The 26,891-nt window shown below is 63.6% G+C and carries 21 protein-coding genes; 6 read left to right on the top strand and 15 right to left on the bottom strand.

Translation table 11 applies throughout. The features are described 5' to 3' along the window. Positions 1–15: 15 nt before the first annotated feature. The 6 genes from ASC75_RS19750 to glpD form a co-directional block, all read right to left on the bottom strand. Positions 16–297, bottom strand: coding sequence for a DUF2160 domain-containing protein (locus tag ASC75_RS19750; protein ID WP_055979040.1), 282 nt, complete (start codon positions 295–297; stop codon positions 16–18). Positions 298–310: 13 nt separating this feature from the next. Then, positions 311–1,129, bottom strand: a complete 819-nt coding sequence (locus ASC75_RS19755) for a carbohydrate ABC transporter permease (protein ID WP_055979290.1) — start codon at positions 1,127–1,129, stop codon at positions 311–313. Between the two features lie 118 nt (positions 1,130–1,247). Beyond that, complete coding sequence (locus tag ASC75_RS19760; protein ID WP_055979043.1) at positions 1,248–2,114, bottom strand: sugar ABC transporter permease; 867 nt, start codon at positions 2,112–2,114, stop codon at positions 1,248–1,250. A gap of 2 nt (positions 2,115–2,116) precedes the next feature. Beyond that, the gene (locus ASC75_RS19765; protein WP_055979046.1) at positions 2,117–3,184 is read right to left on the bottom strand and encodes an ABC transporter ATP-binding protein; all 1,068 of its coding nucleotides are present in this window, start codon (positions 3,182–3,184) and stop codon (positions 2,117–2,119) included. Positions 3,185–3,193: 9 nt separating this feature from the next. After that, complete coding sequence (locus ASC75_RS19770) at positions 3,194–4,276, bottom strand: ABC transporter ATP-binding protein (protein WP_055979049.1); 1,083 nt, start codon at positions 4,274–4,276, stop codon at positions 3,194–3,196. A 37-nt stretch (positions 4,277–4,313) separates the two neighbouring features. Beyond that, a complete protein-coding gene (glpD, locus tag ASC75_RS19775) occupies positions 4,314–5,837 on the bottom strand; it encodes a glycerol-3-phosphate dehydrogenase (protein ID WP_055979053.1) in 1,524 nt (507 codons plus the stop codon). 448 nt (positions 5,838–6,285) lie between these two features. Here glpD and ASC75_RS19780 point away from each other — a divergent pair, with 448 nt between their 5' ends. Next, a complete protein-coding gene (locus ASC75_RS19780; protein ID WP_055979060.1) occupies positions 6,286–6,807 on the top strand; it encodes a cytochrome c in 522 nt (173 codons plus the stop codon). An 80-nt stretch (positions 6,808–6,887) separates the two neighbouring features. Here ASC75_RS19780 and ASC75_RS19785 read toward each other — a convergent pair whose 3' ends face one another. From ASC75_RS19785 to ASC75_RS19815, 7 genes are all read right to left on the bottom strand, one after another. Then, positions 6,888–8,180, bottom strand: a complete 1,293-nt coding sequence (locus ASC75_RS19785) for an NCS2 family permease (protein ID WP_055979063.1) — start codon at positions 8,178–8,180, stop codon at positions 6,888–6,890. Between the two features lie 326 nt (positions 8,181–8,506). Continuing rightward, on the bottom strand, positions 8,507–9,592 hold the full coding sequence (gene ugpC, locus ASC75_RS19790; protein ID WP_055979065.1) for a sn-glycerol-3-phosphate ABC transporter ATP-binding protein UgpC: 1,086 nt from the start codon (positions 9,590–9,592) through the stop codon (positions 8,507–8,509). Continuing rightward, on the bottom strand, positions 9,589–10,518 hold the full coding sequence (locus ASC75_RS19795) for a PfkB family carbohydrate kinase (RefSeq protein ID WP_055979068.1): 930 nt from the start codon (positions 10,516–10,518) through the stop codon (positions 9,589–9,591). Before ASC75_RS19795 ends, ugpC begins: the two co-directional genes overlap by 4 nt. Continuing rightward, positions 10,519–11,541 (bottom strand): SIS domain-containing protein, encoded by a 1,023-nt coding sequence (locus ASC75_RS19800; protein WP_055979072.1) that lies wholly within the window; start codon positions 11,539–11,541, stop codon positions 10,519–10,521. Beyond that, positions 11,538–12,383 carry a carbohydrate ABC transporter permease gene (locus tag ASC75_RS19805; protein ID WP_055979073.1) on the bottom strand — a complete coding sequence of 282 codons (846 nt, stop codon included), beginning with the start codon at positions 12,381–12,383 and terminating at the stop codon, positions 11,538–11,540. The genes ASC75_RS19800 and ASC75_RS19805 overlap by 4 nt, the downstream gene beginning before the upstream one ends. Next, positions 12,383–13,267 (bottom strand): sugar ABC transporter permease, encoded by an 885-nt coding sequence (locus tag ASC75_RS19810; RefSeq protein WP_055979076.1) that lies wholly within the window; start codon positions 13,265–13,267, stop codon positions 12,383–12,385. Before ASC75_RS19810 ends, ASC75_RS19805 begins: the two co-directional genes overlap by 1 nt. Positions 13,268–13,339: 72 nt before the next feature. Continuing rightward, a complete protein-coding gene (locus tag ASC75_RS19815; protein WP_055979293.1) occupies positions 13,340–14,575 on the bottom strand; it encodes an extracellular solute-binding protein in 1,236 nt (411 codons plus the stop codon). 240 nt (positions 14,576–14,815) lie between these two features. Between ASC75_RS19815 and ASC75_RS19820 the strand changes: the two genes are divergently transcribed. Beyond that, on the top strand, positions 14,816–16,033 hold the full coding sequence (locus tag ASC75_RS19820) for an ROK family transcriptional regulator (RefSeq protein ID WP_055979079.1): 1,218 nt from the start codon (positions 14,816–14,818) through the stop codon (positions 16,031–16,033). A 107-nt stretch (positions 16,034–16,140) separates the two neighbouring features. Here ASC75_RS19820 and ASC75_RS19825 read toward each other — a convergent pair whose 3' ends face one another. Next, a complete protein-coding gene (locus tag ASC75_RS19825; RefSeq protein ID WP_055979083.1) occupies positions 16,141–18,714 on the bottom strand; it encodes a DNA translocase FtsK in 2,574 nt (857 codons plus the stop codon). A gap of 260 nt (positions 18,715–18,974) precedes the next feature. Here ASC75_RS19825 and ASC75_RS19830 point away from each other — a divergent pair, with 260 nt between their 5' ends. Then, on the top strand, positions 18,975–20,012 hold the full coding sequence (locus ASC75_RS19830) for a hypothetical protein (protein WP_156381328.1): 1,038 nt from the start codon (positions 18,975–18,977) through the stop codon (positions 20,010–20,012). A gap of 9 nt (positions 20,013–20,021) precedes the next feature. Here ASC75_RS19830 and ASC75_RS19835 read toward each other — a convergent pair whose 3' ends face one another. Continuing rightward, complete coding sequence (locus ASC75_RS19835; RefSeq protein ID WP_055979087.1) at positions 20,022–21,104, bottom strand: GNAT family N-acetyltransferase; 1,083 nt, start codon at positions 21,102–21,104, stop codon at positions 20,022–20,024. 508 nt (positions 21,105–21,612) lie between these two features. Here ASC75_RS19835 and ASC75_RS19840 point away from each other — a divergent pair. The 3 genes from ASC75_RS19840 (at position 21,613) to ASC75_RS19850 (ending at position 26,818) form a co-directional block, all read left to right on the top strand. After that, entirely contained in the window at positions 21,613–22,458 is an 846-nt protein-coding gene (locus ASC75_RS19840) for a glycoside hydrolase family 16 protein (RefSeq protein ID WP_082496672.1), read from the top strand. 1,274 nt (positions 22,459–23,732) lie between these two features. Then, positions 23,733–24,923: a phosphotransferase gene (locus ASC75_RS26965; RefSeq protein ID WP_348271301.1), complete on the top strand. Its 1,191-nt coding sequence runs from the start codon at positions 23,733–23,735 to the stop codon at positions 24,921–24,923. A 170-nt stretch (positions 24,924–25,093) separates the two neighbouring features. Further along, positions 25,094–26,818 carry a hypothetical protein gene (locus tag ASC75_RS19850; protein ID WP_162244945.1) on the top strand — a complete coding sequence of 575 codons (1,725 nt, stop codon included), beginning with the start codon at positions 25,094–25,096 and terminating at the stop codon, positions 26,816–26,818. Positions 26,819–26,891 lie beyond the last annotated feature (73 nt).

Genomic DNA, 26,891 nt, shown 5'->3' on the forward strand with positions numbered 1-26,891 from the left:
CCAACATTTCCCCCTCTAGACGAAGCGGAATACGCCGATGGCGTAGACCACTGCGAGAGCGAGAGCCCACCACAGGTTGGGCCCGATCAGGCCCAGCCATGCGAGATGAATGAAGGCGCTGCCAAGCAGCGAAACGAAAAGCCTGTCGCCCCGGGTCGTCTCGAACCGGAGGATGCCGACGCGCGGGTTGCCGCCGGGCGAAAAATACTCCCACACACCCATGCCGACGAGCATCAGGAAGATGGTGATGAAGAAGGCTGCCGTTGGCAGCGTCCAGGCCATCCAGGAAAAATCCATCGCAAGCGCTCCCTCAGACGCGGCCCAGGGCAAAGCCCTTGGCGATGTAGTTGCGGACGAACCAGATGACGAGCGCACCCGGAATGATGGTCAGCACGCCCGCTGCGGCAAGCACGCCCCAGTCCATGCCCGAGGCCGAGACCGTGCGCGTCATGATAGCGGCGATCGGCTTGGCGTCGGTGGTGGTCAGCGTGCGGGCGATCAGCAGTTCGACCCACGAGAACATGAAGCAGAAGAAGGCCGCGACCCCGATGCCGCTGGCGATCAGGGGCACGAAGATCTTCACGAAGAAGCGTGGGAACGAATAGCCGTCGATATAGGCGGTCTCGTCGATCTCCTTCGGCACGCCCGACATGAAGCCTTCGAGGATCCACACAGCCAGCGGCACGTTGAACAGGCAATGGGCCAATGCAACTGCGATGTGCGTGTCGATCAGGCCGAAGGCGGAATAGAGCTGGAAGAAGGGCAGGGCGAACACCGCAGGTGGCGCCATGCGATTGGTCAAAAGCCAGAAGAACAGGTGCTTGTCGCCCAGGAAGCGGTAGCGCGAGAAGGCATAGGCCGCAGGCAGGGCGACGGAGATCGAAATCGCCGTGTTCATGACCACATAGATGATCGAGTTGATGTAGCCCTTGTACCAGGACGGATCGGTGAAGATCACGCCGTAGTTGCGAAGCGTCGGGTTTTGCGGCCATAGCGAGAAGGCGCCCAGGATCTCCTGGTTCGACTTGAAGCTCATGTTGATCAGCCAGTAGATCGGCAGCATCAGGAAGATGATGTAGATCGTCGGCACCACCCACCAGAAGCGCGATTCCTCACCGCGTCGCCGCATCCGCCTGGCCAGCGCCGCATCGGCGGAACTGCCATGGGCCACGCCTTCGGTGGCCGGCGCATTGCGCATCATCTTGTCCTTGTCGGTGCTCACGACGGCTTCGCTCGTGTCCGTCATCTCACTTCTCCACGTCGTAGTTTGTCATGACGGTGTAGAAGACCCATGACAGCAGCAGCACGATCAGGAAGTAGATGATCGACATCGCCGCCGCCGGGCCGAGGTCGAACTGTCCGACGGCCATCTTGACGAGGTCGATCGACAGGAAGGTGGTGGAATTGCCGGGCCCGCCGCCGGTGACGACAAACGGCTCGGTGTAAATCATGAAGCTGTCCATGAAGCGCAGCAGCACGGCGATCAGCAGCACGCGCTGCATCTTCGGCAACTGGATGTAGCGGAACACCGCCCAGCGCGAGGCGCCATCGATCTTGGCCGCCTGGTAGAAGGCATCCGGGATCGACACCAGCCCGGCATAGCAGAGCAGCACGACCAGGCTCGTCCAGTGCCAGACATCCATGATGATGACCGTCACCCAGGCATCGAACGGGTCGTTCACGTAGTTGTAGTCAAAGCCGAGCGCATGCAGCGTATAGCCGAGCAGGCCGATGTCGATGCGCCCGAAGACCTGCCAGATGGTTCCGACGACATTCCACGGGATGAGCAGCGGCAGCGCCATCAGCACCAGGCAGACCGGCACGCCCCAGCCTTTCCTGGGCATGTTGAGCGCGATGAAGATGCCGAGCGGGATCTGGATCGCCAGGATGATCGCCGAGAAGATCAGGTTGCGGCCCATCGCCGCCCAGAAGCGATCGGAGTGCAGCATCTCCTGGAACCATTCCGCGCCGGCCCAGAAGAACTGGTTGCCGCCGAATGTGTCCTGCACCGAATAATTGACCACCGTCATCAGCGGGATGACCGCGGAGAACGCCACCAGCACGAGCACCGGCAGCACCATCAACCAGGCTTTGTTGTTCCAGGTCTTTTCCATGGTCAGGCTCCCATCTCGACGCGCCAGGACTTGTCGTAGAGGTTGATGCCGGCGGGGTCGAACGTGACACGCGCATCGGCGGGCACCTGGTCGTCCTCGCCGAGGATAGCTGCGATCTCGCGGCCCTCGAGGCTGGCGCGGACCACCTTGTGGCGGCCGATATCCTCGACCTTGCGCACGGTGACAGGCATGCCCGCGGCGCCGAGCCGGACATATTCGGGCCGGATGCCGAGTTCGATCTCGTTGCCTTCGGCCTTTGGGCTGCCGGGCAAGTCGATGACCTGGCCGCCAAGGCGGGCGCGATTGCCTTCGACACTGACCGGCATCACGTTCATGCCGGGCGAGCCGATGAAGTAGCCGACGAAGGTGTGCTTGGGGCGCTCGAACAGCTCGGCAGGGGTACCGATCTGGACGATCTCGCCGTCATACATCACCACCACCTTTTCGGCGAAGGTCAGGGCCTCCGTCTGGTCGTGCGTGACGTAGATCATGGTGTAACCGAAGCGGCGGTGAAGTTGCTTGAGCTGCGAGCGCAGCACCCACTTCATGTGCGGGTCGATGACGGTCAGCGGCTCGTCGAACAGGATGGCGTTGACGTCCGAGCGTACCAGCCCGCGGCCGAGCGATATCTTCTGTTTCTGGTCGGCGGTCAGCCCGCGCGCCTTGCGCTTGGCCCAGCTGGCAAGGTCGATCATGTCGAGCGTCTCGCGCACCTTGCGGTCGACGTCGGCTTCGGCGACGCCGCGGTTACGCAACGGGAACGCCAGATTGTCGTAGACGGTCATGGTGTCGTAGATGACCGGGAACTGAAACACCTGGGCGATGTTGCGCTCCTGCGTCGACAGCCGGGTCACGTCCTTGCCGTCGAACAGCAGCTGCCCGTGCGAGGCGTGCAGCAGCCCCGAGATGATGTTGAGCAGCGTGGTCTTGCCGCAGCCCGACGGGCCGAGCAGCGCGTAGGCGCCGCCGTCGTCGAAGCTGTGATGCACCTCGCGAAGGGCATAGTCCTTGTCGGACTTCGGGTTGGCGCCGTAGGCGTGGCGGATATGGTTCAGGTCGATGCGTGCCATTTCGCCCTCCTACGCTGCCAGCTGCGATGGCGCGGCGGCAGAACGGCCGTTCGCGTCGAAAACCATGACGTGGCGAGGGTCGATGAAGACCTCGATGGTCTCGTCCGGCTCGAACTGGCGGATGCCAGGCGTGAGCATCACCCAGCGGGCATCCGCGAAATCGAGGTGCACGAAGCTTTCGGAGCCGGTGATCTCAGTCACCGTCACCTTGGCCTTCACGCCAACCGCATCTGTGTTGCGCTTCTCGAAAGAAAGATGGTGGGGCTGGAAGCCGATCGTATAGCTGGCGTCGGCAATGCCGGCGAGGTCTGCCGGCACCGGGAGGTCCACCCCACCATCAAGCTGGAAACTGCGGCCGCTCTTCTTCAGCACGATCGTGTTGAGCGGCGGGTCGGCAAAGGTCCGCGCCGTGATCAGGTCGTTCGGCTTGCGGAACACCTCGATCGTCGGACCAAACTGGGTGATACGGCCTTCCGACAGAGTCGCCACATTGCCGCCGAGCAGCAGTGCTTCATGCGGTTCGGTCGTGGCATAGACAAAGATCGCGCCGGTTTCGGCGAAGATCTTCGGCAGTTCTGCGCGCAGTTCTTCGCGCAGCTTGTAGTCGAGATTGGCCAGCGGCTCGTCGAGCAGCACCAGCCGGGCATTCTTGACGATGGCGCGGGCAAGCGCGGTGCGCTGCTGCTGGCCGCCGGAGAGATTGAGCGGGGTGCGGTCGAGATAGGGCGTCAGCTTGAGCAGTTCGGCGGCGCGCTTGACCTCCTGGTCGATCCTGGCCTTGTCGGCGCCGGCAACACGCAGCGGCGAGGCGATGTTTTCGTAGACCGTCATCGCCGGGTAATTGATGAACTGTTGGTAGACCATGGCGATGTTGCGCTTTTGCACCGGCACGCCGGTGACGTCCACGCCATCGAACCAGACCGAGCCGGCGGTCGGCTTGTCGAGCCCGGCCATCAGCCGCATCAGGCTTGTCTTGCCGGACAGCGTCGGCCCGAGCAGCACGTTCAGGCTGCCGTGCTGCAGGTTGAGCGAGACGTCGCGGATGTGGTCCGCGCCGGCAACCGCCTTGGTTACATTGCGTAGTTCCAGCATTTCCCCTCCTCCCAGGGCAGATATCAGGCGGTGGCGCCTACTCCGCCGCGGCGTTGTGCACGCCCGGGCTTATTCCATGCATGAATTCGTCGAGTGACGCGGCCTGCTCCTTGGCGAGCTTGAGGCCGCGCTTGGTTCGCCGCCACAAGATGTCCTCCGCCGTCAAAGCCCATTCGTTGGCGACAAGGTATCGGACTTCTGCCTCGTAGAGGTCGGCGCCGAAATTGCGCCCCAGGTCTGCCTCGGACCTCGCAAGGCCGAGCAAGGCTTTGGCGCGCGTGCCGTAAAGGCGTGTCAGGCGCCGCGCCAGACGCATGTCGAGGAATGGATAGGCGGCCTTGAGCTTCACCACCTCCGCATCGAAGGCGGTTGCCTCGAACTCGCCGCCGGGCAGGGCTGCCGTCGCGGTCCAGGATTTGCCCTTCTTGCCCAGGTGTTTTTCGATGATTTCCAGCATCGACTCGGCAAGGCGCCGGTAAGTGGTGATCTTGCCACCGAAGATGTTGACGATCGGCGCCTGGCCTTCGCGCCCGTCGGACTTCAGCACGTAGTCGCGCGTCGCTTCCTGGGCCTTGCTGGCGCCATCGTCATAGAGCGGCCGCACGCCGGAATAGGTCCAGACGATGTGTTCGGGCTTTACCGGTTCGGCGAAATATTCGCTTGCTGCGTCGCACAGGTAGCTGATCTCGGCCTGGCTGATCTTGGCCTGGCGCGGGTCGCCGTCATAGTCCTGGTCGGTGGTGCCGATGAGGGTGAAGTCTTCCTCATAGGGAATGGCGAAGATGATGCGCCCGTCCTTGTTCTGGAAGAAATAGGCGCGCGGGTCGTCGAACTTCTTTGCCACCACGATGTGGCTGCCCTGGACCAGCCGCACATTGTGGACGTTGTTCTGCCCGACGGTCTCCGTCAGCACATGGTCGATCCACGGGCCGGCGGCGTTGACGATCAACCGTGCCTTGACCTCCTCGACCTGGCCGTTGCGCAGATCTTCGACGGCGATATTCCAGTGGCCGTTGTCGCGCCGCGCGCTCGTCACCTTGGCGCGGGTGCGGATGACGGCGCCGCGGTCGGCCGCGTCGCGGGCATTGAGCACCACCAGGCGGGCGTCGTTCACCCAGCCGTCCGAATATTCGAAGGCGCGCGCAAACATCGGCTTCAGCGGCTTGCCGGCGGCGTCGCTGCGCATGTCGAGCGTGCGGGTCGGCGGCAGCAATTTGCGGCCGCCGATATGGTCGTAGAGAAACAGCCCGAGACGGATCAGCCAGGCAGGACGCAGGCCCTTGGCGTAAGGCAGGACGAAGCGCATAGGCCAGATGATGTGCGGTGCGTTGCGCCACAGCACTTCGCGTTCCATCAGCGCTTCGCGCACGAGCCTGAACTCATAGTGCTCGAGATAGCGCAGGCCGCCATGGATCAGCTTGGTCGAATAGGACGACGTGCCGCTGGCCAGATCGCTCATTTCGGCGAGATAGACGGAGTAGCCGCGCCCAGCCGCGTCCCGGGCGATTCCGCAGCCGTTGATGCCGCCGCCGATGACGAAAATGTCGTGTATCTCGGGCATGCTCACGCCTTCGTCGCCTTTTCGCAGTGCAGCAATTTCAGGATATTCCGAAGCTCGATTTCGATTATTTCGAACTGGAAATGAATGTCAAACGAAATATATCGATGATCGTGACGTTGCGCATTACGTTGCGTAGGCATTGGATTTCAGCGATCTGATTGCGATTTTTGCGCGGATTGCACTGAATATTCTGTTCTTGCGCCCGCGAAACAGGGTTCGGCGTGGCGATTGCACGACATTTGTTGACCGCGATGTTCGTTTTTCGGGATGCCTGGCGAAAACGAAAGGGCCTCGCGGCAGCCTCGATCGAGGTCATGATGAAGCGATCCTTGCTGGTCAGCGTCTTGCAAGGGTGCGAGAATTAGGGCGTCCCGCACCTATGCCAGGGCGGGGAAGACAGGCGGCGGAACGCGAGGGAGCAGAAACAGGCAACGTCAGGGGTGAAACGATGTTTCGAACACCAGTTGGACTTGCATTGTGGGCCGCGACAATCGCCGCATCTTCGGCTGCCATTGCCGACCAGGCGCAGGTTGCGCGAGGCGAATATCTCGTGACGATGGGTGGTTGCACCGACTGCCACACGCCGGGCTATCTCTTGGGAAAGCCCGATGATTCGAAGTATCTCGGCGGCTCGGATGTCGGCTTCGAGATTCCGGGGCTGGGTGTCTTCGTCGGCCGCAACATCACGCCCGACAACGAGACAGGCATCGGCAAGTGGACAGCCGAGCAGGTCGTCACGGCGCTCCAGACCGGTCAGAGGCCGGACGGGCGGGAACTGGCGCCGATCATGCCGTGGCGTGCCCTGGCCCAGCTCACCCCCGAAGACGCGGCCGCAATTGCAGCTTTTCTCAAGAGCGTGAAGCCGGTCAGCAATGCGGTGCCGGGGCCGTTCAAGCCGGGCGAAAAGGTATCGACCTTCACGTTCCGGATCTTGCCGCCGGGCGAAACCGCAGCAGCGGCGCCAAAATAGGCCCGCAGCCCGTGGGGCTGGGCTGAAACGAAAATCGCCGGAGGCCGCTGGCGCAGCCTCCGGCGATGCTTTGTCGAGCCTTAGTGCGGGAAGAAGGCGAAGCGGATGATGAACAGCGCCGCGACCAGCCACGTTGCCATGTGCACCTCGCCGGGGCGTCCGGTCAGGAGCTTGAGCGCTGCGTAGGTGACGAAGCCGAACGCCAGGCCGTTGGCGATCGAATAGGTGAACGGCATCATCAGCGCGGTCAGCGCGGCAGGAGCCGCCTCGGTGATGTCGGCCCATTCGACCTCGACCAGCTCGCGCATCATCAGGCAGGCGACATAGAGCAGGGCGGGAGCGGTCGCATAGGCCGGCACCGAGCCAGCCAGCGGCGAGAAGAACAGCGCTGCGAGGAACAGCACGCCGATGACCAGTGCGGTGAGGCCGGTGCGGCCGCCGGCCTGGACGCCCGAGGCGCTCTCGACATAGGCGGTGGTGCTGCTGGTGCCGAGCAGCGAGCCGGCGACGATCGCCGTGCTGTCGGCCAGCAGAGCGCGGCCGAGGCGATTGGGCTTACCTGGCTCGATCAGCCCGGCCCGCTTGGCGACGCCGATCAGCGTTCCGGTTGCGTCGAACACCTCGACCAGCACGAACACCAGGATGACATGGACAAGGCCCGCGTGCAGGGCGCCGACGACGTCGAGCTGCAGGAAGGTCGGCAGGATGGAAGGCGGCATGGAGACGATGCCGTTGAACTGGCTGACGCCGAGCGCCATCGAGGCGACGGTGATCACCAGGATGCCGATCAGGATAGCGCCACGCACCTTGAGTGCGTCGAGGGCGGCGATGATGAAGAAGCCGGCGATAGCCAGGAGCGTTCCAGTCTGGCTGAGGTCGCCCAGCGTCACCAGCGTTGCGGGGCTCGCAACGACGATGCCCGAGCTTTTCAGCGCGATGATGCCGAGGAACAGGCCGATGCCGGCGGCGATCGCACTGCGCATCGAGTGCGGGATGCCGGCGATCAGCCAGCTGCGCACGCCACTGACCGTCAAAAGCAGGAAGATGACGCCCGAGATGAAGACGGCGCCCAGCGCCTGCTGCCAGGAAAAGCCCATCGCGCCGACCACCGTGAACGCGAAGAAGGCGTTGAGGCCCATGCCCGGCGCCATGCCGATCGGCCATTTTGCCAGAAGGCCCATGATCAGCGAGCCGAGCGCTGCGGCAAGGCAGGTGGCCACGAACACGGCGTTGCGGTCCATGCCCGTCGACGACAGGATCTCGGGATTGACGAAGATGATGTAGGCCATCGTCAGGAAGGTCGTGACGCCGGCGATCACCTCGGTGCGCACCGTCGTCCCTTGTTCCTTCAGGTTGAAATACTTCTCGAGCACTCTTTGCTTCCTCCCATGCGGCGCGGGGAGCGGCCGTCCGTCACGCGCAAGACTGCGATGGCCCATGATCCCGAGTGGATCGAAGAACCCCGTGGCCTTGCCGAGCGTTGCTGCTCCTCACCCCGTCGGCTTTGACGCTGTTCCAGCGTGTCCATCCCAGCCGACTGTGACCAATGATCCAGCGCAGGACATGGCTGCCTGCGCAAACCGGGGTAACTTCTGCTCGTTGCATGGATGGCACAAGAGGCCAGACAGCCAATTCTGTGAGAAGCAGTTTCGCGTTTTTGGGGAGGAATTGCCGGCCTTATGAAACCCAGCGTCGTGTCCTACGGCGCCCCTTCGCAAGCCAGCCCCCTCGTGGGATCGAAAAGATGCAACGCTTCTTCATCGAAAGCAAATCTGCGGCTTTCCCCTTCGCCGAGACGCGTGCGTGGCGCAAGGCAGGCAATCAGCTTCTGCCCGCCGATTCGAGCTGTCGCGATCAGTTCCGGACCGGTCAGTTCGACGACCTCGACCTTGGCAGGCAACGTCAGGCCGACTGCACCTTCGGCTGCGAGCCGGAGCGCCTCGGGGCGTATGCCAAGGGAAAGGCGGGTCCCGTCGCCGATCGTTGCATATCGCGGTGGCAGCGGGATCGTCACGTCGGATCCTGCAATCTCAAGCAGGCCATTGCGCACGGTGACATCAAGGATGTTCATCGGCGGCGCGCCGACGAAGCCCGCCACATAGAGCGTGGCTGGGCGGTTGTAGATCTCTTCGGGCGTGCCGAGCTGCTCGATCCGGCCGTCCTTCATCACCGCGATGCGCGTCGCCAGCGTCATCGCCTCGATCTGGTCGTGGGTGACGTAGACCACCGTCGTCCGCAGCATCTGGTGCAGGCGCTTGAGCTCGGTACGCATCTCAAGCCGCAGCTTGGCATCGAGGTTGGAAAGCGGTTCGTCAAACAGGAACACCTGCGGCTTGCGCACCAGCGCGCGGCCGATGGCGACGCGCTGGCGCTGGCCGCCGGAGAGCTGGCTCGGCTTGCGGTCGAGCAGCGCCTCGATCTGCAGCAGCCGCGCCGCCTCCTGCACGGCCTTGTCGCGCTCCGCGACCGGCACCTTGCGCATCTCGAGCCCGAAGCCGATGTTCCGGCGGACGCTGAGATTGGGGTAGAGCGCGTAGGACTGGAACACCATGGCGATGTCGCGGTCCTTGGGATGAACGCCGAGGATGGAGCGGTCGCCGATCCTGATGTCGCCGCTCGTCGCCTCGGCCAGCCCGGCGATGATGTTGAGCAGAGTGGACTTTCCGCAACCCGACGAACCGAGCAGGACCAGGAACTCGCCGCTCTGCAATGAGATGTCGATGCCCTTCAGTGTTTCGACGGCCCCGTAGTTCTTGCGGATGTTCTGGATTTCAAGCGCACTCATGCAATGTCGTCCCTGAAATCCGGCAAGTGGCCATAGCTGCGGGGCAAGGTGGAGATCGCGCGCGATGCAACCTGCGTTCCAGCAGCGAGGCAGGTGGCGAGCGGCTGGCCCTTGGCAAGGGCCGCAAGAAAAGCCGAGTTGAAGACGTCGCCGGCGCCGATGGTATCGACGACCTTCACCTTTGGGGCGCCTGCCGACACCAGCTCGCCGTCGGCACCGATGGCAATGGCGCCATCCGGTCCGCACTTGACCACCACGACGGCCCCCTTGCGCATGCTGGACCAGATCGTCCGTGCCGCCTCTGCTGGATTGTCGCGGCCAGCCAGCGTCGTTGTTTCGACTTCGTTCAGCAGCGCGCAATCGCAGCGGGATAGCCAGGTGCGGGTCGTTGCACAGTTCGCTTCGGTCCAGCCATCCGGCGGCCAGCCAGTGTCGAGAACGACCGAGATGTCGTGGCCATGCGCCCAGTCGAAAAAGGCGTCGTAGTCTTGGGCGAGGTCTGTGGTCAGGAACGAGCCGCACAGCAGGGCATAGCCGCCGGACAGCCGCTTGCCGTCGAGCACGGAAAGCGTGTCGGCGAGGCTGAAACGGGGCAGGTGCCCATGCGTGGTGAAGAACGTCCGTTCGCCGTCGGGATGTGTGATGCCGACAGACAGCGTCGTCCGCTCGGAAGAGATGGCCCACTTCGCCGCGCGGCGGCCAAAGGCGGTGCGCAGCCACAGGCCGAACTGGTCGTTGCCGACATTCGCCGCAATCTCGAAGTCAACGCCGAGCGCCTCCCACGCAAGAGCCGAATTGCCCGCCTGGCCGCCGACGCGCAACTCGTCGTGGTCGACGATGATTTCCGTGCCGGCCTTCGGCCAGGGGGCGGTCGGTCCGAGAATGAGGTCGACATTGACGTTGCCGATCACCGCAAGTGGCCGCATTCATTCGCTCCGGGTGATCTTGGTCGATCGCACCGGAGTGCCGGCATCATCGACGCGGGCATCGGCAAAGGCGATCATCAGGCGCTGCGCCGTGGGCAGCATTGCGAAGATGGCGGCCATGCCGGTGGCCGGCTTGAACCGGAGCGTGACTGCACCGGCTACCGGGCTCTTTGCGGACGAATCGAAGATGACGACCGGTGCTCCGGTGTCGATTGCCGACGCCGCCATGGCCGTGACGAGAGCGGCGGTCGGATCGTCGCCGCGAAACAGCACGACGCCGATGTCGGGGCCGAGCATTTCCATCGGCCCATGCCGAAGCTGCCCGCCTTCGAGCGAGAAGCACGGCCGCCGCGACAGCTCCGTCAGGCCGAGGGCCAGCGCTTCGGCAACGCCCTGCAGGCGGCGTCCCGAAGTGACGATGGTAGCAATGTTCTCCAGGGCGGCGAGTGCCGGACGGATGTCGACGACTTCAGGTGCCTGGAGCGCGACGAGCGCCCCGCTCGGGTGTTCGCCAAGTGCGGCCAGGATGGCGAGATGCAGGGCCAGGGTGACGGTCAGGCTTCGCGTTGCCGCAAAGGCGAGCTCGGTGCCGCCGATGCCGACCAGCGAAGGCGCGGTGCGGGCCAGGAAGGAGCCTGCCTCCAGCGTCAGTCCGAATGTCTCGGAATTTCCGCCGGTCTCGGCAAACCAGCGCAGGACTTCGGCGCTTTCGCCCGATTGCGAGGTCATCAGTACTGTGCGGCCGTCAAGTGCCAGCGGCTGCCCGAGCTGCTCCGACAAGGGCAGCGCGATGGCATCGATGCCGAGGGCGCGATAGAGCGGCTCGACTGCGCGGCCCACCGCATGCGAACCGCCCATGCCGAGCAGCAGCAACTGCCCCGTGCTGGCCAGGGATGCGGCAACCCTGGCCGCCGTCTCGGAGGCTTCGGCAAACGATGCCAGCGCATCGCCATACTGGCGCGCCATTTCGCGGTCGATCGCCACGAGCCCGGCGGGCCTGGTCTTTTGTGGGGTCATGGTCATCCTTTCACGCCGCCGCTGGTCAGCCCCGAAATCAGGGCGCGCTGCATGACCAGGCCGATCAGCACCGGGGGCAGCGCGGCCAGGACGCCCGCCGTGGCAATCAGCCCGTAGTCAGAGACGCGGCCGCCGGCGAGATCGGCGATGGCCACCGTCAGCGTCTTGGCGCGCAGGTCCGACGTGAACAACAGTGCATAGAAGAACTCGTCCCACGCAAGCAGCAGCGCAAACAGTGCCGACGTCGCCACCACGGGCGCTGCCAGCGGCAAGGTGATGATGCGCAATGTCTGGAACAGGCTGGCGCCGTCGATCATCGCGGCGGACTCGATTTCGCGCGGGATGGAATCGAAGCCCGACTTCATCAGCCAGGTGGTGAACGGCGCAAGGATGGTCAGGTAGACGAGCGCCAGGCCGAAGATGTTGTTGAGCAGGCCGAGCCAGGCAAGGCCCATGTAGAGTGGGACGGCCAGCGCCACCGGCGGCAGCATGTAGGTGGCGATTACCATCGACAGCGACCAACCCACCGTCGGCGTGCGCGACACCGCCCAGCCGGCGGGGATGGCCAGTGCGATCGCTGCGACCGTCGCCATGCCGGCGATCCTGAGGCTGTTGTAGAGCGAGGCGACAAAGGCGGCACCCGCGCTGTTTTCGGCCGTCGACAGCAGCATCGCGTATCGCGAGAAGTCGACTTCCTGCGGCCACCAGCGCAACGGCTTGGCCGAAAGATTGGCGGCAGGCGAAATGCTCATGACGAACAGCCACAGCACGGGCGCCAGGATCACGATCGCCAGCAGAAGCGCCGATGCGTAGACGAAGACGGTGAAGAGCGGGCTTTTGCGTTCCATCAGGCGGTACTTCCCGCAGCTTTCCTGACCAGGACGGCATAAGCGACGGCCAGGACCGTGACCAGCAAGGTGACGATCAGCGCCAGCGATGCGCCGGAACCGGCGCGCTGGAATGAAAATGCCTCCTGGTAAACGAGGATCGACAGCGTTCTGGTCGAATTGGCAGGCCCGCCGCGGGTCATCACCCAGATGATGTCGAAGACCTTGAATGCCTCGATGGTGCGCAACACGAGCGCCACCATCAACGGTCCGGCCAGGTAGGGTAGGATGACGAAGCGGAAGCGGGCGAATGGCCCGGCGCCATCGACGAGCGATGCTGCAGTGATGTCGCGCGGCACGGCTTGTAGTGCCGCCAGGGCGATGAGCGCGACGAGCGGGAAATTCTTCCAGCAATCGGCAACGATGAGGGCGGCGAGCGCGGTGTTGGGTTCGCCGAGCCAGGAGCGATAGGCGTCGAGCAGGCCGATCTGCGTCAGTGCGGCATTCAACGCGCCATATTCGGGATTGTAGATCAGCCGCCACAGCGTGGCGTTGACCACCGTCGGCAGCGCCCAGGGCAGGATCATCAGCGCACGCAACAGCGTGCGGCCACGGAACTGCTGGTTCAGCAACAAGGCGGCAAGAACGCCCAGTACCATCTCCGAGGCGACGGAGATGACCGCAAACCAGGTCGTCGTCACCAGCGTGCGCTGGAAATTCGAGCCCGAAAGCATCTTTGCGTAGTTGTCGAAGCCGACGAAGTTGCCCTCGGTGCCGACGAGCTTGGCGTCGGTGAAGGACAGACGAACGGTGTCGACGAGGGGCCAGCCGATGACTGAAACCATGACCACAAGCAAAGGCAGCATCAGCAGCCATGCGCGGGTCGTCATCCATGAGCCCGACATGAGGCGACTCTTTATTATTGGAAACGAAAGGGCCGGGCGGCCGGAGCCGCCCGGAAGTTGGGGCAGTAATGCTTACAGGCCGCTGTTTTCGGCAGCCCCCTTGAGCGCGTCTTCCGGCTTGGCTTGACCAAGCAGGGATTCCTGAATTGCCTGCTGCAGCGCCGTCGACAGCTCCTGGTACTTCGGCGTCGTCGGGCGCGGATACATCGCGGCCAGGCCGATCTTGGCTGCGGCGATCAGCTCTTCCTGTCCCTTGGTGACGGCCGGATCCTCGTAGGACGAAGCCCAGATCGGCAGGCTCAGCTTGGCATACTGGTTCTGCGTCGCCTGCGAGGTCATGAAGGTGATGAACTTCCACGCTTCGTCGGGGTTCTTGCTGGCCGTGGTGATGCCGAGACCCATCGAACCGTTGACGGCCGACACCTCGCTCTTGCCGGCGACGCCGGGGGCGGGAACGACGCCGACCTTGCCCGCGACCTTGCTGTCCTTGGGGTCGTTGGCCATGTTGTACATGTAGGTCCAGTTGAGTGCGAAGGCGGCTTCGCCGTTCTGGAAGACCTTGCGGACGTCCTCTTCGAGGAACTCCTTGGAGTTCGGGTTGGTCAGGCCGGAGGTGTAGCTGGTCACCATGTAGTTCAGCGCGTCGAGCCCGCCGCCGCTCTGGAACGCCGGCTTGCCGTCCTTCAGGAATTCACCGCCATAGGCGCTGACCAGCGTGGTGTAGTCGCAGATCGCGGCTTCAGCCTGCGACCAGCTCCACGAGATCGGTGTTGCCAGCAGGCCCTTGTCCTTGATGATCTTGGCCTGTTCGGCCAGTTCATCCCAGGTCTTGGGTGGATTCTGGATGCCCGCCTTCTCTAGGATTTCCTTGTTGTAGAACAGATACTTGGTGTCGAGAATCCAGGGCATCCCATAAGACTTGCCGTCATAGTTGACGGTGGTCCAGGCGCCCGGCAGCACGCCCTTCTTCATGTCGTCGGTGATGCGCGAGGAGACGTCGACCAGCACGTTGTTGCTGGCATATTCGGCGGGCCAGATGACGTCGAACAGCACCACGTCGTAGCCGCCCGAACCCTGGGCCAGCACGGTCTTGTCGTGCAAGCCTTCATAGGGCACGAATTCGAGGTTCACCTTGATGTCGGGATTGGCCTTGGTGAAGGCTTCACTCATGGCCCGCACGTCCGCCTCGCTGTAGGCGGCCTGCGCCATGAACAGCGCATTGATTGACGTTTCGGCGAAAGCCTGGGGCACGAAAGCCGCGCCAATGAGAGCCGCCCCAAGCAGCATCCTGCTAAACGATTTCAACATTGCATCCTCCATTATCTGACGTTGGCAATTCCTGCGATGCCGGCGCCACGCGCCGTCATCTCGCTTCGGAAAGGCATCGCGCGAAGGTCTCGGCGTTCTTTCCCAGGCGGTGTCACAGTCGAAAAGCGCGACGGCTCCAGCCGTCTTCATTCCCCGGAACTCTCACGGCTCCTTATTAAGTCAACTGACTTGACTTATTACTTCTGCAATTATCTATTGGAGTCAAGAGGGGAAACAGCGGTGAACGATATCAGGCCCATCCGAGCCACCAGCGGCACCAACCAGGAGGGCGCGAGCGCCCACAACCGCCGCGTCATGATCGACGCGTTGCGGCTCAATGGCGCCCTGTCGCGTGCCGACCTGGCTCGGGCGACGCAACTCACCAAGCAGGCCGTGTCCAACATCATCGACGAGCTTGAGCGCGACGGTTTCGTGGTGCCGCTGGAGGCGGTGAGAAAGGGCAGGGGCCAGCCATCTACGCCCTACCGGCTGCTGCCCGAAGGCGCGTTTGCCATCGGCCTGCAGATCGACCGGCACCTGACCCGCGCCGTTGCCGTCGACCTCGTCGGCACCGTCCTGGTCCGTTCGGAGGCGAACCTGCCGCCCGACGATCCCTCGGGCGGTGTCAGGGTCATTCTCGGCCTGATCGAGGGCATCAGGGCGAAGCTTTCGCGCATCTCGGCGCAGTCGGAAAAGCGCCTTGTCGGCCTCGGCGTTGCCATGCCCGGCCCATTCGGGCTGGAAGAGTTCGGCGACAACAAATGGATGATGCCGGCCTGGCAGAAATTTCCGCTGCTCGAGACGCTTGCCGCCGGCACAGGGCTGGAGGTCGGCCTGCAGAACGACGCTGCGGCCTGCGCCACGGCAGAGCGCATGGTGGGTGCGGCACATGGCGTCGACCACGCCGTTTGTCTCTATGTCGGATACGGTATCGGCGCCGGCCTCATCCTCAATGGCGAACTCTACCGTGGCGGCAACGGCAATGCCGGCGAGATCGGCATGGCGCTGCTGTCGCCGCGTGGCGCCGACGGCACGGTCCTGGAGCACCGGGCCTCGCTCGCCTCGCTCTATCAGCATCTGGAACTCGATCCTTCCGATGCCGGTCTCTACGAACGTGTCGATGCACTCGCCATGGCCAGGGACCCGGAATTGCTGGCTTGGGTGAATGCCGCCGCCCAGGACCTGCGCTGGAGCGTCCACCTCATCGAAACGGTTTTCGATCCGCAGACTGTTATCCTGACCAGCGGTGCCCCCGAGGCGCTCGCCCGCCTCATCCTGCAAGCCATGCATCCGCTGCTACAGTCGATCGCCGCCCGGCCGGACCGAACCTTGCCGCGCCTGCAGTTGGGCATCACCGATCCGTGGTCGATCGCGCTCGGGGCTGCTTCGGAGCCGATCAGCCGGGCGTTCGATCCGCGCTTTTCGGCAATCCTCAAGAGCCGCGCCATCGCCGGGTAGACCATCTGGCAGTTAGCTGACGAGGTCATAGCAAAAATGCCCAGGACGGGGGACCGTCTTGGGCATTTCTGGTTTGAAGCATTGCGCTGGGATTCACCCGGCGGCCATCACTCCATGTCGTCGGGTCCGTTTCCCGGCTCGCGACGGCCGAGCATGATCTCGCGCTTGCCGACATGGTTGGGTGCACCGACGATGCCTTCCTTTTCCATGCGCTCGACCAGCGAGGCCGCGCGGTTGTAGCCGATGCCGAGGCGACGCTGGATGTAGGAGGTCGAGCACTTCTTGTCGCGCAGCACCACCTTGACCGCTTCGTCGTAGATGTTGTCGCCGTCCTCGGCGCCCATGCTGCTCTTGTCGAAGACCGGGCTCTCGTCGGCCTCAGGCGCCTCGTCCTCTTCGTCGGCCGTGACGGTCTCGAGATATTCGGGCCGTCCCTGCGACTTGAGATGGGCGACGACCTGCTCGACTTCGGCGTCGGAGACGAATGGGCCGTGGACACGGGCGATGCGGCCGCCACCGGCCATGTGCAGCATGTCGCCCTGGCCGAGCAGCTGTTCGGCACCCTGTTCACCCAGAATGGTGCGGCTGTCGATCTTCGACGTCACCTGGAACGAGATGCGGGTCGGGAAGTTGGCCTTGATGGTGCCGGTGATGACGTCGACCGACGGGCGCTGCGTCGCCATGATCAGGTGGATGCCGGCGGCGCGCGCCATCTGTGCGAGCCGCTGGATGGCACCCTCGATCTCCTTGCCGGCGACCATCATCAGGTCGGCCATCTCGTCGACGATGACGACGATGTAGGGCATCGGCGCGAGGTCGATCTCCTGCTCATCGAACAGCGGCGCGCCGGTGCCCTTCTCGAAGCCGGTTTGCACCTGCATCACCACCGTCTCGCCCTTGTCGCGGGCAACGGCGGCACGCTGGTTGTAGCCGTCGATGTTGCGCACGCCGAGGCGCGCCATTTTGCGATAGCGGTCCTCCATTTCGCGCACGGCCCATTTCAGCGCGGTCACAGCCTTCTTGGGGTCGGTGACGACAGGGGTCAGGAGATGCGGGATGCCGTCATAGACCGACAGTTCCAGCATCTTGGGATCGACCATGATGAGGCGGCATTCCTCCGGCTTCAGCCGGTAGAGCAGCGACAGGATCATGGTGTTGATCGCGACGGACTTGCCCGAGCCGGTGGTGCCGGCAACGAGCAGGTGGGGCATCTTGGCGAGCTCGGCGATGACGGGTTCGCCGCCAATGGTCTTGCCCAGGCACAGCGCGAGTTTGCAGCTCGTATTGCGGAAGTCGCCGGACTCGATCAGTTCGCGGAAGTAGACGGTTTCGCGCGTTTCGTTGGGCAGCTCGATGCCGATGACGTTGCGGCCGGGGATGACGGCCACGCGTGCCGAAATCGCCGACATCGAACGCGCGATGTCGTCTGCGAGGCCGATGACGCGGGAAGACTTGACGCCCGGCGCCGGCTCGAATTCGTAGAGTGTGACGACAGGCCCCGGGCGGACATGGATGATCTCGCCGCGCACGCCGAAATCCTCGAGCACGCTTTCCAGAAGGTCGGCGTTCTGCTCCAGCCGCTCCTGCGACATGTAGAAGCCCTGGCCTTCCGGCGGCAGTTGCAGCAGTTCCTCGGAGGGGAGTTCGTACGTCTCGCCCGCATGGGAGTGAATGAGCGCAGCCATCGGAGGCAAGGGCGAGGCCGGCCGCGCCACTGGAACCGGCATGGTGATTTCCACGCTTTTGGCCGCCGGCGCCGGAACGGCGTCATTGGCTGCGACCAGCGGCGCGATGGCAGATTCCTGCAAGGCTCTTGCCGGCGCTGCCTCGGCGATCGCAGTCTTGGGCTCGACGGGTGTAAGTGCTGCAGAGGCCGATGTGGCAGCGGATTGCGCCTTGGAAGGGCGCTCGATGACGCGGAACAGCGAGGTGACATCGATCGCCGGAGCCGGGCGTTCATCGACGTGCCTTGCGGCAACGGGAGCCGGTGCAATTGGTGCCGTCACGGCGGGCGCCACGCGGGCCTGGACAGGTGCCGAAGGCACGGCGAGCCTGGTGCTTTCGACCACGTATGGCGCCATGAACTCGAAGAATGCGTGGTCGGAGAGATACGACCAGCGCGTCTCTTGGCCGCTCGTTCCGGCAGTCGCCGCGTCGGTCTGCCGGGGCGTTGGCCGCTGCGCCATTGCGGTCGTAGCCGTGGCCGTCGCCGGCGCGGCTGATCGCAGAACCTGTGCCTTTTCGACGACACGCTGCAGCGGACCGGCCGGCGACGGATGCGCCCTGCTGCCTGTCGTTGGCTGCGCGGTGTCCCGATTGTTCACCGGTGCCACTGGCCGCTGGCCGGTCGAAGATGCCTGGGAGTCAACGGGTGCGGCGGTTTCAATCCCTGCGACATCGGCTTCGGTGTCGCGTGGCGAACGTTTCGCCGCCTCGTAGTCGGGCGTGCGGGTGAAGCGCACATTGGGTGCGAGGAAGAAATAGTCCTGCCAGGTGGGGCTTTCCACCCCGCCAGGTTTCGGAGAGCCGGCCGGTAGATTGCCACCGGGCTTCATGTAGGTCTGTTCGTCGCCATAGAGGTTGACGACCCGCCCGGAATGGCCGGAGCCTCCCGGCTGCTCGGAGCTGTCGGGCGAGGCGGGGTTGGAAGGATTGATTCGAGGATAACGCGTGGATGCCATACTCAAGACTCGCCGGTGAAACGTACCCCCGAGCAATAGGAAGCGAGTGGTTAACAGTTCCTTCCCGTCGGGCTCGGCTTTTGTCGCAGCGCCGTTCCTGTGGCGCAGGTGAGACGTTCGCTTCGGCGCACGTCAGCGAATGGGGATGACGCGTGTCGCGAGACCCTGAGCGATGGAACCGGCCAAGGCTATTCCCACTCCGGCAAGGCGCGGTGTATGAATGAGCTGTGACAGCGAGAGACATGCCAGGAGCAAGGTTCTTGCCAGCCATTGTCCTGACGATGGCTTTTGGGGCAATTCTGTCGTGGCTGGTGGGCGTTGGTTTTGCTGCCGACTTTCCCTCCATCGCACTTGAGCCGACCTCCGATGCCGCCCTCGACAGGGCGCTGCGAGCCAGCCTGAACGCCCCGGAACTGGAGCGGTCGAGGGCCGGTATCGAACGGCCGGGGCCCTGGCAATCACTCGTCGAAGCCGAGCGGCTTCGTCTGGTAGAGATGATGCGTGGCCAAGGCTATCGCGAGGCACGCATCGCAGTCTCTGGCCCTTCGGATGGAGTTTTGCCGTCAAAGGTCGTGTTCAAGCCGCAACCCGGCCCGCTCTATCGTGTCGGCCTTATCGAGCTCGATGGTGTTGGCAGCCTTGCCCAGGCGGTCCGCGACGACATCGCCCGGCAGATGGCCACCGCCGCCGGCAAGCCGGCAAAAGGCGAGGTCCTTGCGATTCTGGAGGATGAGATACTTTGGCGCATTCGCAGCGCGTCGTATCCTTTCGTCCGCATTGCCGGCCGCGAATTGCAGCCGATGCCGGGCCGGCCGCTGGCGGTGGCGCGCATCGCAGTCGATCCTGGCGCCATGGCCAGCATTGGTGCCGTCACCTACAGCGGGCTTGTCGGCCTCAAGGAAGCGGAACTAGTCCGCCTGCAGCCATTCAAGCCTGGCGACGCCTATGATCCGCTGGTGCTGGACCGTTTCCGTGAGGCGCTGATCGCCCATCCCTCGATCAGGACGGCAAGGGTGCTGAGCGCCGACGGCGTTGACGACAAGGGCCAGTTGCAGCTCAAGGCAGAGATTGGCGAGGAGCAGTTGGGAGTTGACGACGCTGCCGGCGGCTATCGCAATGGTCTCATTGCCGTGGCATCGGCCATCGCGGTTCTGGCCTTTCGCCAGATGTCGGTTGCCAGCTTGCGACCAGATCGCACGCGCTGGCCATGGTGGCTCGAGGCAGCGACCATGGTGGTGCTCGCGGCGGCGTTCTTTTTCGCAGCGCAGCGGCTGGTGTTGCTGGCAGTGCCGGGATGATGTCCGTCTTCAGGTGTCCTTGAAGCCGATCATCCACTTCGCGGCCCTGCGCAGGCGTGCGTCCGCAGCCGTGATCGGCAGCTTCTCCAGGAAATATTCTGCATGCGGATGTGGCGTGGCGCCAAATCGCTGCTTGTAGTGTGCCAGCGAGGCGGAGGCGCCGGTCTCGCCGAAATGGTAATACCGGCATCCGCTGCGGCAGGCTTCCTCGATGGACAGTTTCTGGATCAGGTCGTTGGCGCCGGATGTGCCGAGTGCCTGCCGATCTATCGCGCCGCGGGCGTCGTTGACGTTTCCATATTGAAGCACGAATGCGGCCGCTGCCGGCCTGCCGTCCACCCACGCGATCCAGACGTGGCATGCCTCGCCGAAGTGCCTGGCAATCGAGCTGAACTTGGCCATCGGGTCGCGTCGGCCGCCGCGCAGGTTTGCGAGCAGGCGTGGCTCGTGCTGCTTGTCAGCCCATCGGTTGAAGGACGAGCGAAGCAATTGATGGAACACCGGCACCAGCCTTCCGGTCGTATCGCGCTCGACGACGATGCTCGTGCGCTCGGCCTTGCGAACGCGTGTGCGTGTCGTCTTCTTGAAACGTTTCGACCAAACTTCTTCGAAGCCGCCTTTCAGGTCGAGCACGTGGGCAAGCCCCGGCACGACGGTGACGGACGGCGGCGCTGCGGCCGACCACAGATGTGCATGCCGTGGGTTCGGCCTGACCGCAACCCTGAGATAGGGCAGGCTGGCCAGGTCCTCGAAAATGGCGCGCAGGTGTTCTATCCTGGGTGGTGCCGAAGAGATGACCCCGCCGCGGCCCCAGGCATAGGGCATTGACTCGGCGACCGACAGCCGATCGGGCAGCCCACTGCGGCTGACCATCGGCAGGATGTATTGATGGCCACTGTCGAAGCGATAGGCGCGGCTTGCATCCTTGTGCTTGCCGAGTGCGCAAAGGGCGTCGAGCCAAGCCGGCGACTGATACGGAAGGGCTTCGTGATCGAGCAGCATCAGGCGCCGCCAGACCTCGCGCGGCGCAGGGCTTTGGACGACGAACCCGCGCGATCGCGCGACTGCCGCTGCCAGCGGGTTCTCGGTCATCGTGAAATCCGTCGGGTCCGTGAACCCCTCCCGTTTTGCCGGCCGGTGTCGCTGGTCTTGCAAAATTGCAATTGCGCGCAGGCGAGATTTACTTTCACAGTTTCGTGTTTTTCAAGAAGCATCCATAATCTGAATTGATAGAGATTTTCGATCAACAATTTATTATTTGTTCGCTGCGGTGTGGATTATAGACTTGAAAATCAGCATGTAAGTAAATCATTCGATCTATTACGAGTATGTAGAGATAGTTGGTCTGCTCAAATTGACGTGATCGTTTTCGGTTTCGGTGATCTTTCCTGGTGCCCTGTAACGGCATTGTCATTTACCGCGACAGGTAAAATTGCTTGACGAACCGTGCTCCGGTCGGCCCTAGTTAACAGATCGTAAGCGACTGACTGCCTGACACAGTTGGCAAATGCGCGCGATCCGTTTTGCGGAACCACGCAGGCAACTTCAGGCTGGCATGTACTACGGCGGGCCAATGTAGTCGGACCTATTGGGTTGGTGCATGGTTATGGGATCTTGGGGTGCGGCGCTGGTAGGGCTGGCGTGTGTTTGGTGGTTTTCGCTTGAAGGCGCTTCGGCCCGAAACCTCGAGCCGCCGCTCATCAAGGGGCAATGGGAACGAATCTTCACCGAGGAGTTCAACCGGCCGAGGCTAGACCGCAGCAAATGGACCCGCTGCTACTGGTGGGACAAGGGCGGCTGCACCAACCTCGCCAACAATGAACTGCAGTGGTACATGCCCGACAATGTCAGCGTTGCCGGTGGGCATCTGCGCCTGACGGCACGGCCTGAGAACGTTTCAGGCCACGAGGGCCGTATCTTCAACTACACATCCGGCATGGTGACGACGGGGCGCGACTACCTCGAGCGGGCACAGCTCGACCGTTTTGCCACGAAGTACGGCTACTTCGAAATCCGGGCCAAGGTGCCGCGCGGCAAGGGCCTGTGGCCGGCCATCTGGCTGCTGCCGTCGACGCAGGAACCGCGCCCTGAGATCGACATTCTTGAAGTGCTCGGCCACGCGACCAGCACTTACGAGATGCACCTGCACTATCTCGACAAGCAGAAGAACTGGAAGAGCGCCGGCAAGAATGCCAAGACCGTCGACCTCGCCGACAACTGGCATGTGTATGGGCTGGAGTGGCGAAAGGACGCCGTCATCTGGTACCTTGATGGCAAGGAGATGTGGCGCTACACCAACCAGGAAGGCATTTCCCAGGAGCCGATGTACCTCCTCATCAACCTGGCGGTGGGCGGGAATTGGCCGGGCTCGCCCAATGCCAGGACGAAGTTCCCGGCCGAGTTCCTGGTCGACTATGTCCGGGTCTGGCGGCGCGTCGGGCAATGACCGCACATCCGCCCAGCCTGCGGCACTCTGGATCGGGACCTATCCCGGGCAGAGGCAGGCGCGGGTGGAACTGGAAATCGCTTGTGCCGTCGGGATTGATGGCGTCGTCGCTGCTGCGCAACGGCTACGCCCTCATCGCCAACAGCGGGCTAAGCGCCGTACTGGGCTTGGCCTTCTGGTTTCTGGCGGCGCGCTACTGCTCGCAGGAGGCGATCGGTCTCGGTGGTGCGATCACTGCGACCATCGTCAACCTCTCCAATGCCGCCCAGCTTAATTTCGGCAATCTGCTCGTCCGTTTTGTTCCGACCATCGGGAACCGCTCCGGCAGGCTGATTCTGTTTGCCTATGCGACATCGGTGGTTGCCTCGGTCATCGTGGCGGCAGTCTTCCTGCTCGTCGTCGGCGCATTCATGCCGAAGCTCGACGTGCTGACGGATAGCGTCGGCGTCATCGCCTGGTTCGTGGCGACCGTCGCCATCTGGTCGGTCTTTGCCCTGCAGGACAGCGCGCTTTCGGGCCTGCGGCAGTCGATATGGGTTCCCGTCTCCAAGACGATCTATCAGGTCGTCAAGATTGCGATGCTGGTGCCGCTTGCCCTCGTCGGCCTCGGTTGGGAAGCGATAGCGCTGTCTTGGACGGCGCCGGTCTTGGTCTTTGTCCTTGCCGTCAACCTGCTGATCTTCAGGCACCTGTTGCCGAAGGCCGGACCGGGGGATCCACGGCTGTTCGACCGCCGCGCCATGGCCCGCTTCTTCGGCTGGGATTATATCGGTTCGGTGTCGATGATGGTGGCATGGACTGCCACCCCCCTGATTGTGCTCAACCTCGTCGGTGCTGCCGAGAGCGCCAGCTTCTTCGTTGCGTGGACGATCTTCACCTCCCTCTACTATGTCGGCAGTTCGATGGGGCTTTCGCTGCTCGCCGAAGGCGCAAGCGACAGCGGCAGGCTGCGCACGCTCGCCGCCGATGCCGCCGTCATGTCGGTGCTGCCGCTGCTCGGCCTCGTGGTGCTGATGCTGGTGTTCGCGCATCCGGTGATGTCGGTCTTCGGCGCCGCCTACGCCGCCGAAGGTGCCTCCATCCTGCGTGTCTTCACGATCACCAGCGTCGTCTCCGCGGTACTGTCGATCTACCTCTCGATTGCCCGCACCAAGGGTTGGATGCGGTCGGTCGCTGCCGTCGAGGTTTCGCTGATGGTGCTGGCGCTTGGCGCTGGTGCCGTTCTCGTGCGCCTCCAGGGGCCGATCGGTATGGCCCATGCCTGGCTGCTGGCCATGCTGGTAGTCACATGCGGCATTGGCGTCGTCGCCCTTGTCAGCAATCGACGCCACAGCCTGCACGATTGGAGCTTGGCCTTGGCGCACTCGCTGAGCCGGCTCGCGGGCCCGTTGCTGCCGTCGGGACGTCGCCATGTGGCCGTTCTGCCCGGCGAGACCGATCTCGTGCCGGTGCTCGGTTTGACCGGCACGCCGGACGCTTTCCGCTGGCAGGCGCTGTCATCCGGGCAGGGACCGGAAGGAACGGCAATCATTTACCTTGGCGATCATGCTGACGATGGTCGCGCTGAACACGGTTTCGATACGCATGCCATTTTGCGCAGCGCGCGCGATCCCGTCGCCGCCGCCTATCTCGAGCGGATGATCGACAATCTCGACCTGCTGCGCGCCGACCCGCGACTTGAAGGGCTGCTGCCGCTGCTGCCCTCTCTGCTGGCCGTCCGGCGTGCGGACGGCATTGTCGAATGCATGGAGTCGATGGTTGCGGGCGAGGATGGCAATGCATTGTTGCAAACCCCGATGCGCCTTCAGTTCGGGCTCGCGGAAGCGGCCCGCGCCATGGCCCTGCTGCACGACCAGACATCATCCTTGCAAGCCATCGACGAAATCTGGTTCCGGGAATGGGTCGAGCGCCCCGCGGCCCAGTTGCTGCACCTGAAGGGTTCGCTGATGTCGCCGGCTCGGCGGAAGCAGGCGCTCGAAATGTTTGTGGCGGCGCAGCGCAGGTACTGGCTGGAGCGGGACGAGCGTCTCGGCTGGTGCCACGGCGACCTGCAGTTGTGCAATCTCCGGTTTTCCAGGACTGGCGGCGCCGGCGTCAGGCTCGCGAGCATTCTTGAATGGGGCAATGCGCGATCGAACGCGCCAGGCGGTTTCGACAGTTGCGGCCTGGCGATCGCGGCGCGCATGAGCGCTTCGACGGAACCGCTGGGTGGTGTCGTTGCCGACCTTCTGTGGGAGCCGGCCTGGCATGCGGACGAAAGAACCTGGCTTTCCGGCGCCCCAGACGACGATCGCCACTGGAGCAGAGATACCGAAGCGATCCGCGCAATGGTTGGTCTGGTCTGGCTGCATCAGGTCAGCGAGCGGTCAAGGGATCGCAATCGCAGCGAAGTCAGCCGGCTCTGGATAGTTTCGAATGTCGATCGCGTCCTTCGTATCGTATCCTCCAATGGAGGCGCGATATGAATGTGATGGCGACCGAAGTGATCCCTGCTGCCATCGTTACGGCAGTCGAGCATCCACCCGCTACAAGGGCGGGCTGGTTTTCCGATCGTTCGGCCATCTTGTCACTGACGTGCCTCGGCCTGGGGTTCGCGCTTTGGATAGCCAGCCTCTTCCTCACGGACACTGCAGGCGTGGACGACTACGGCCTGTTCTCGGTTCTGCCGGCCACGATATGGGCGGCCTACGCAGCCGTCGGCGCGGGCTTCGCACTCAGCCTGAAACGTGGCGTATGCGAGACCCAAATTCCGCTGCTGCAGATCGCCATGCTGGTCCTGCTGCTCCACGGCACCCCCGCAATCGTCTACGACACCTTGCGTTATGCCTGGGCATGGAAGCATGTCGGTGTCGTCGATTACGTGCAGCGGCATGGCCAGATCGATCCGACGGCCCCCTTTTTGGCCGCCTACAGCAACTGGCCTGGTCTGTTCGTCGTCAGCGCCGCCATTGCCAATCTGTTCGACATCAAGCCGCTCCAGGTCGCCAACATCGCACGGTTCTCGCCGCCGGTGCTCAATTTGCTCTACATCCTCGTGCTGCCACTCATTTACCGCCGCTTTACCGCTGACCCCAGGCTTGGCTGGGGCGCTGTCTGGCTCTTCGCCGTCGGCAACTGGATCGGTCAGGACTACTACTCGCCGCAGGGTGTCGCATTCCTTTTCTACTTGATGCTCATCGCCTTGTGCGTCGGTCCGCTTCGCGCGGAGCAATCCTGGGCCGATCCCGGCGGACGCAGCCTCGTCGGGCTCTGCGGTCGCTATTTCGGCCTAGTTTCGCGCGGCCAGCCGTTGATGACGCTGGGGTTGCAGCCGCGCGTGCGGGTGATGGCCTCGGTGCTGGCGATGGTGCTGATCTTTGCCATCGTGGCGACCCATCCCTTGACGCCGATGGTGGTCATGGTGGCTCTCGGCGGCCTGTGGTTCCTCGGGCAGCTCAGCCTGGGATATCTGGTCTTTGCCGTGTTGGTCGAAGCGGCATGGCTGCTGTTTTACGCCGACGGCTACATGGCCTCGGTCTTGCCGGAACTGGTCCAGCGCTTCGGCGACACCTCCACCGAGATCGGCGAGCGCCTCGTCGACACCTCTATCGTAAGCCCTGGACAGGTGGTGGTGTCGTGGGCCTCGCGCGCACTGACCGGCATCATTGCGCTCGCCGCCGTGTTCGGCGGATTGCGCCGCCTGGTGGCGGGCTATCGTGACGGGCCTGCGGTTGTGTTGACGCTTGCCCCTGCTTTTTTATTGGTCGCGACGTCTTATGGCGGCGAGATCGCCTTCCGCGTCTACCTGTTTGCGCTGCCATTCCTCGCTTTCTTCGCCGCTGCCCTGTTCTTTCCATGGTCGGGGACGCAGCGTGACGCGATCGCGCGCTATGCCCTGGCAACGATGGGTGCGGCATTGTCGGTGGCGTTCGTGCTCGCCAACAATGGCAAGGACAGGCAGTACAGCTTCACCCAGGCCGAGGTTCAGGCCTCGCAATGGCTTTATGCGCATGCGCCGGTCGGTTCTGTCCTGGTCGAGGGGGCGCCCAATTACCCCGAGCAGTTCATGAACTACGAGCACTTCACCTATGTGCCGATCTCCGCAGAGAGCAAGCAGTCCATCGCTGCCGTGCTGGCCGACCCTGCTGCGGAGTTGTCGCATTGGTTGCGAGGCCGGTCGCCGGGCACGTCGTTCGTCATCATCACGCGAAGCCAGAAGGCATACATCGACGACCTCGGCGTCATGCCGAAAGGGTCGCTTGATGACATCGAAAGCGCCTTGCGGGCTTCGGCGCGGTTTCGGCTGGTGAGTGCGACGCCCGACGCCAGTATCTTCGCTCCGGACGGCGAAGGCATAAGGATGGGCGAATGGGTCAGGTAGAAGCGTGCCGCCATGGGTGTCGTATCGCGCTGCCGGCCTGCGCGAACAGGCGTGGCTGGCATGCCGCTCGAAA

This window comes from Aminobacter sp. DSM 101952 (genome assembly GCF_001424795.1).
In the GTDB taxonomy this organism is placed as follows: domain Bacteria; phylum Pseudomonadota; class Alphaproteobacteria; order Rhizobiales; family Rhizobiaceae; genus Aminobacter; species Aminobacter aganoensis.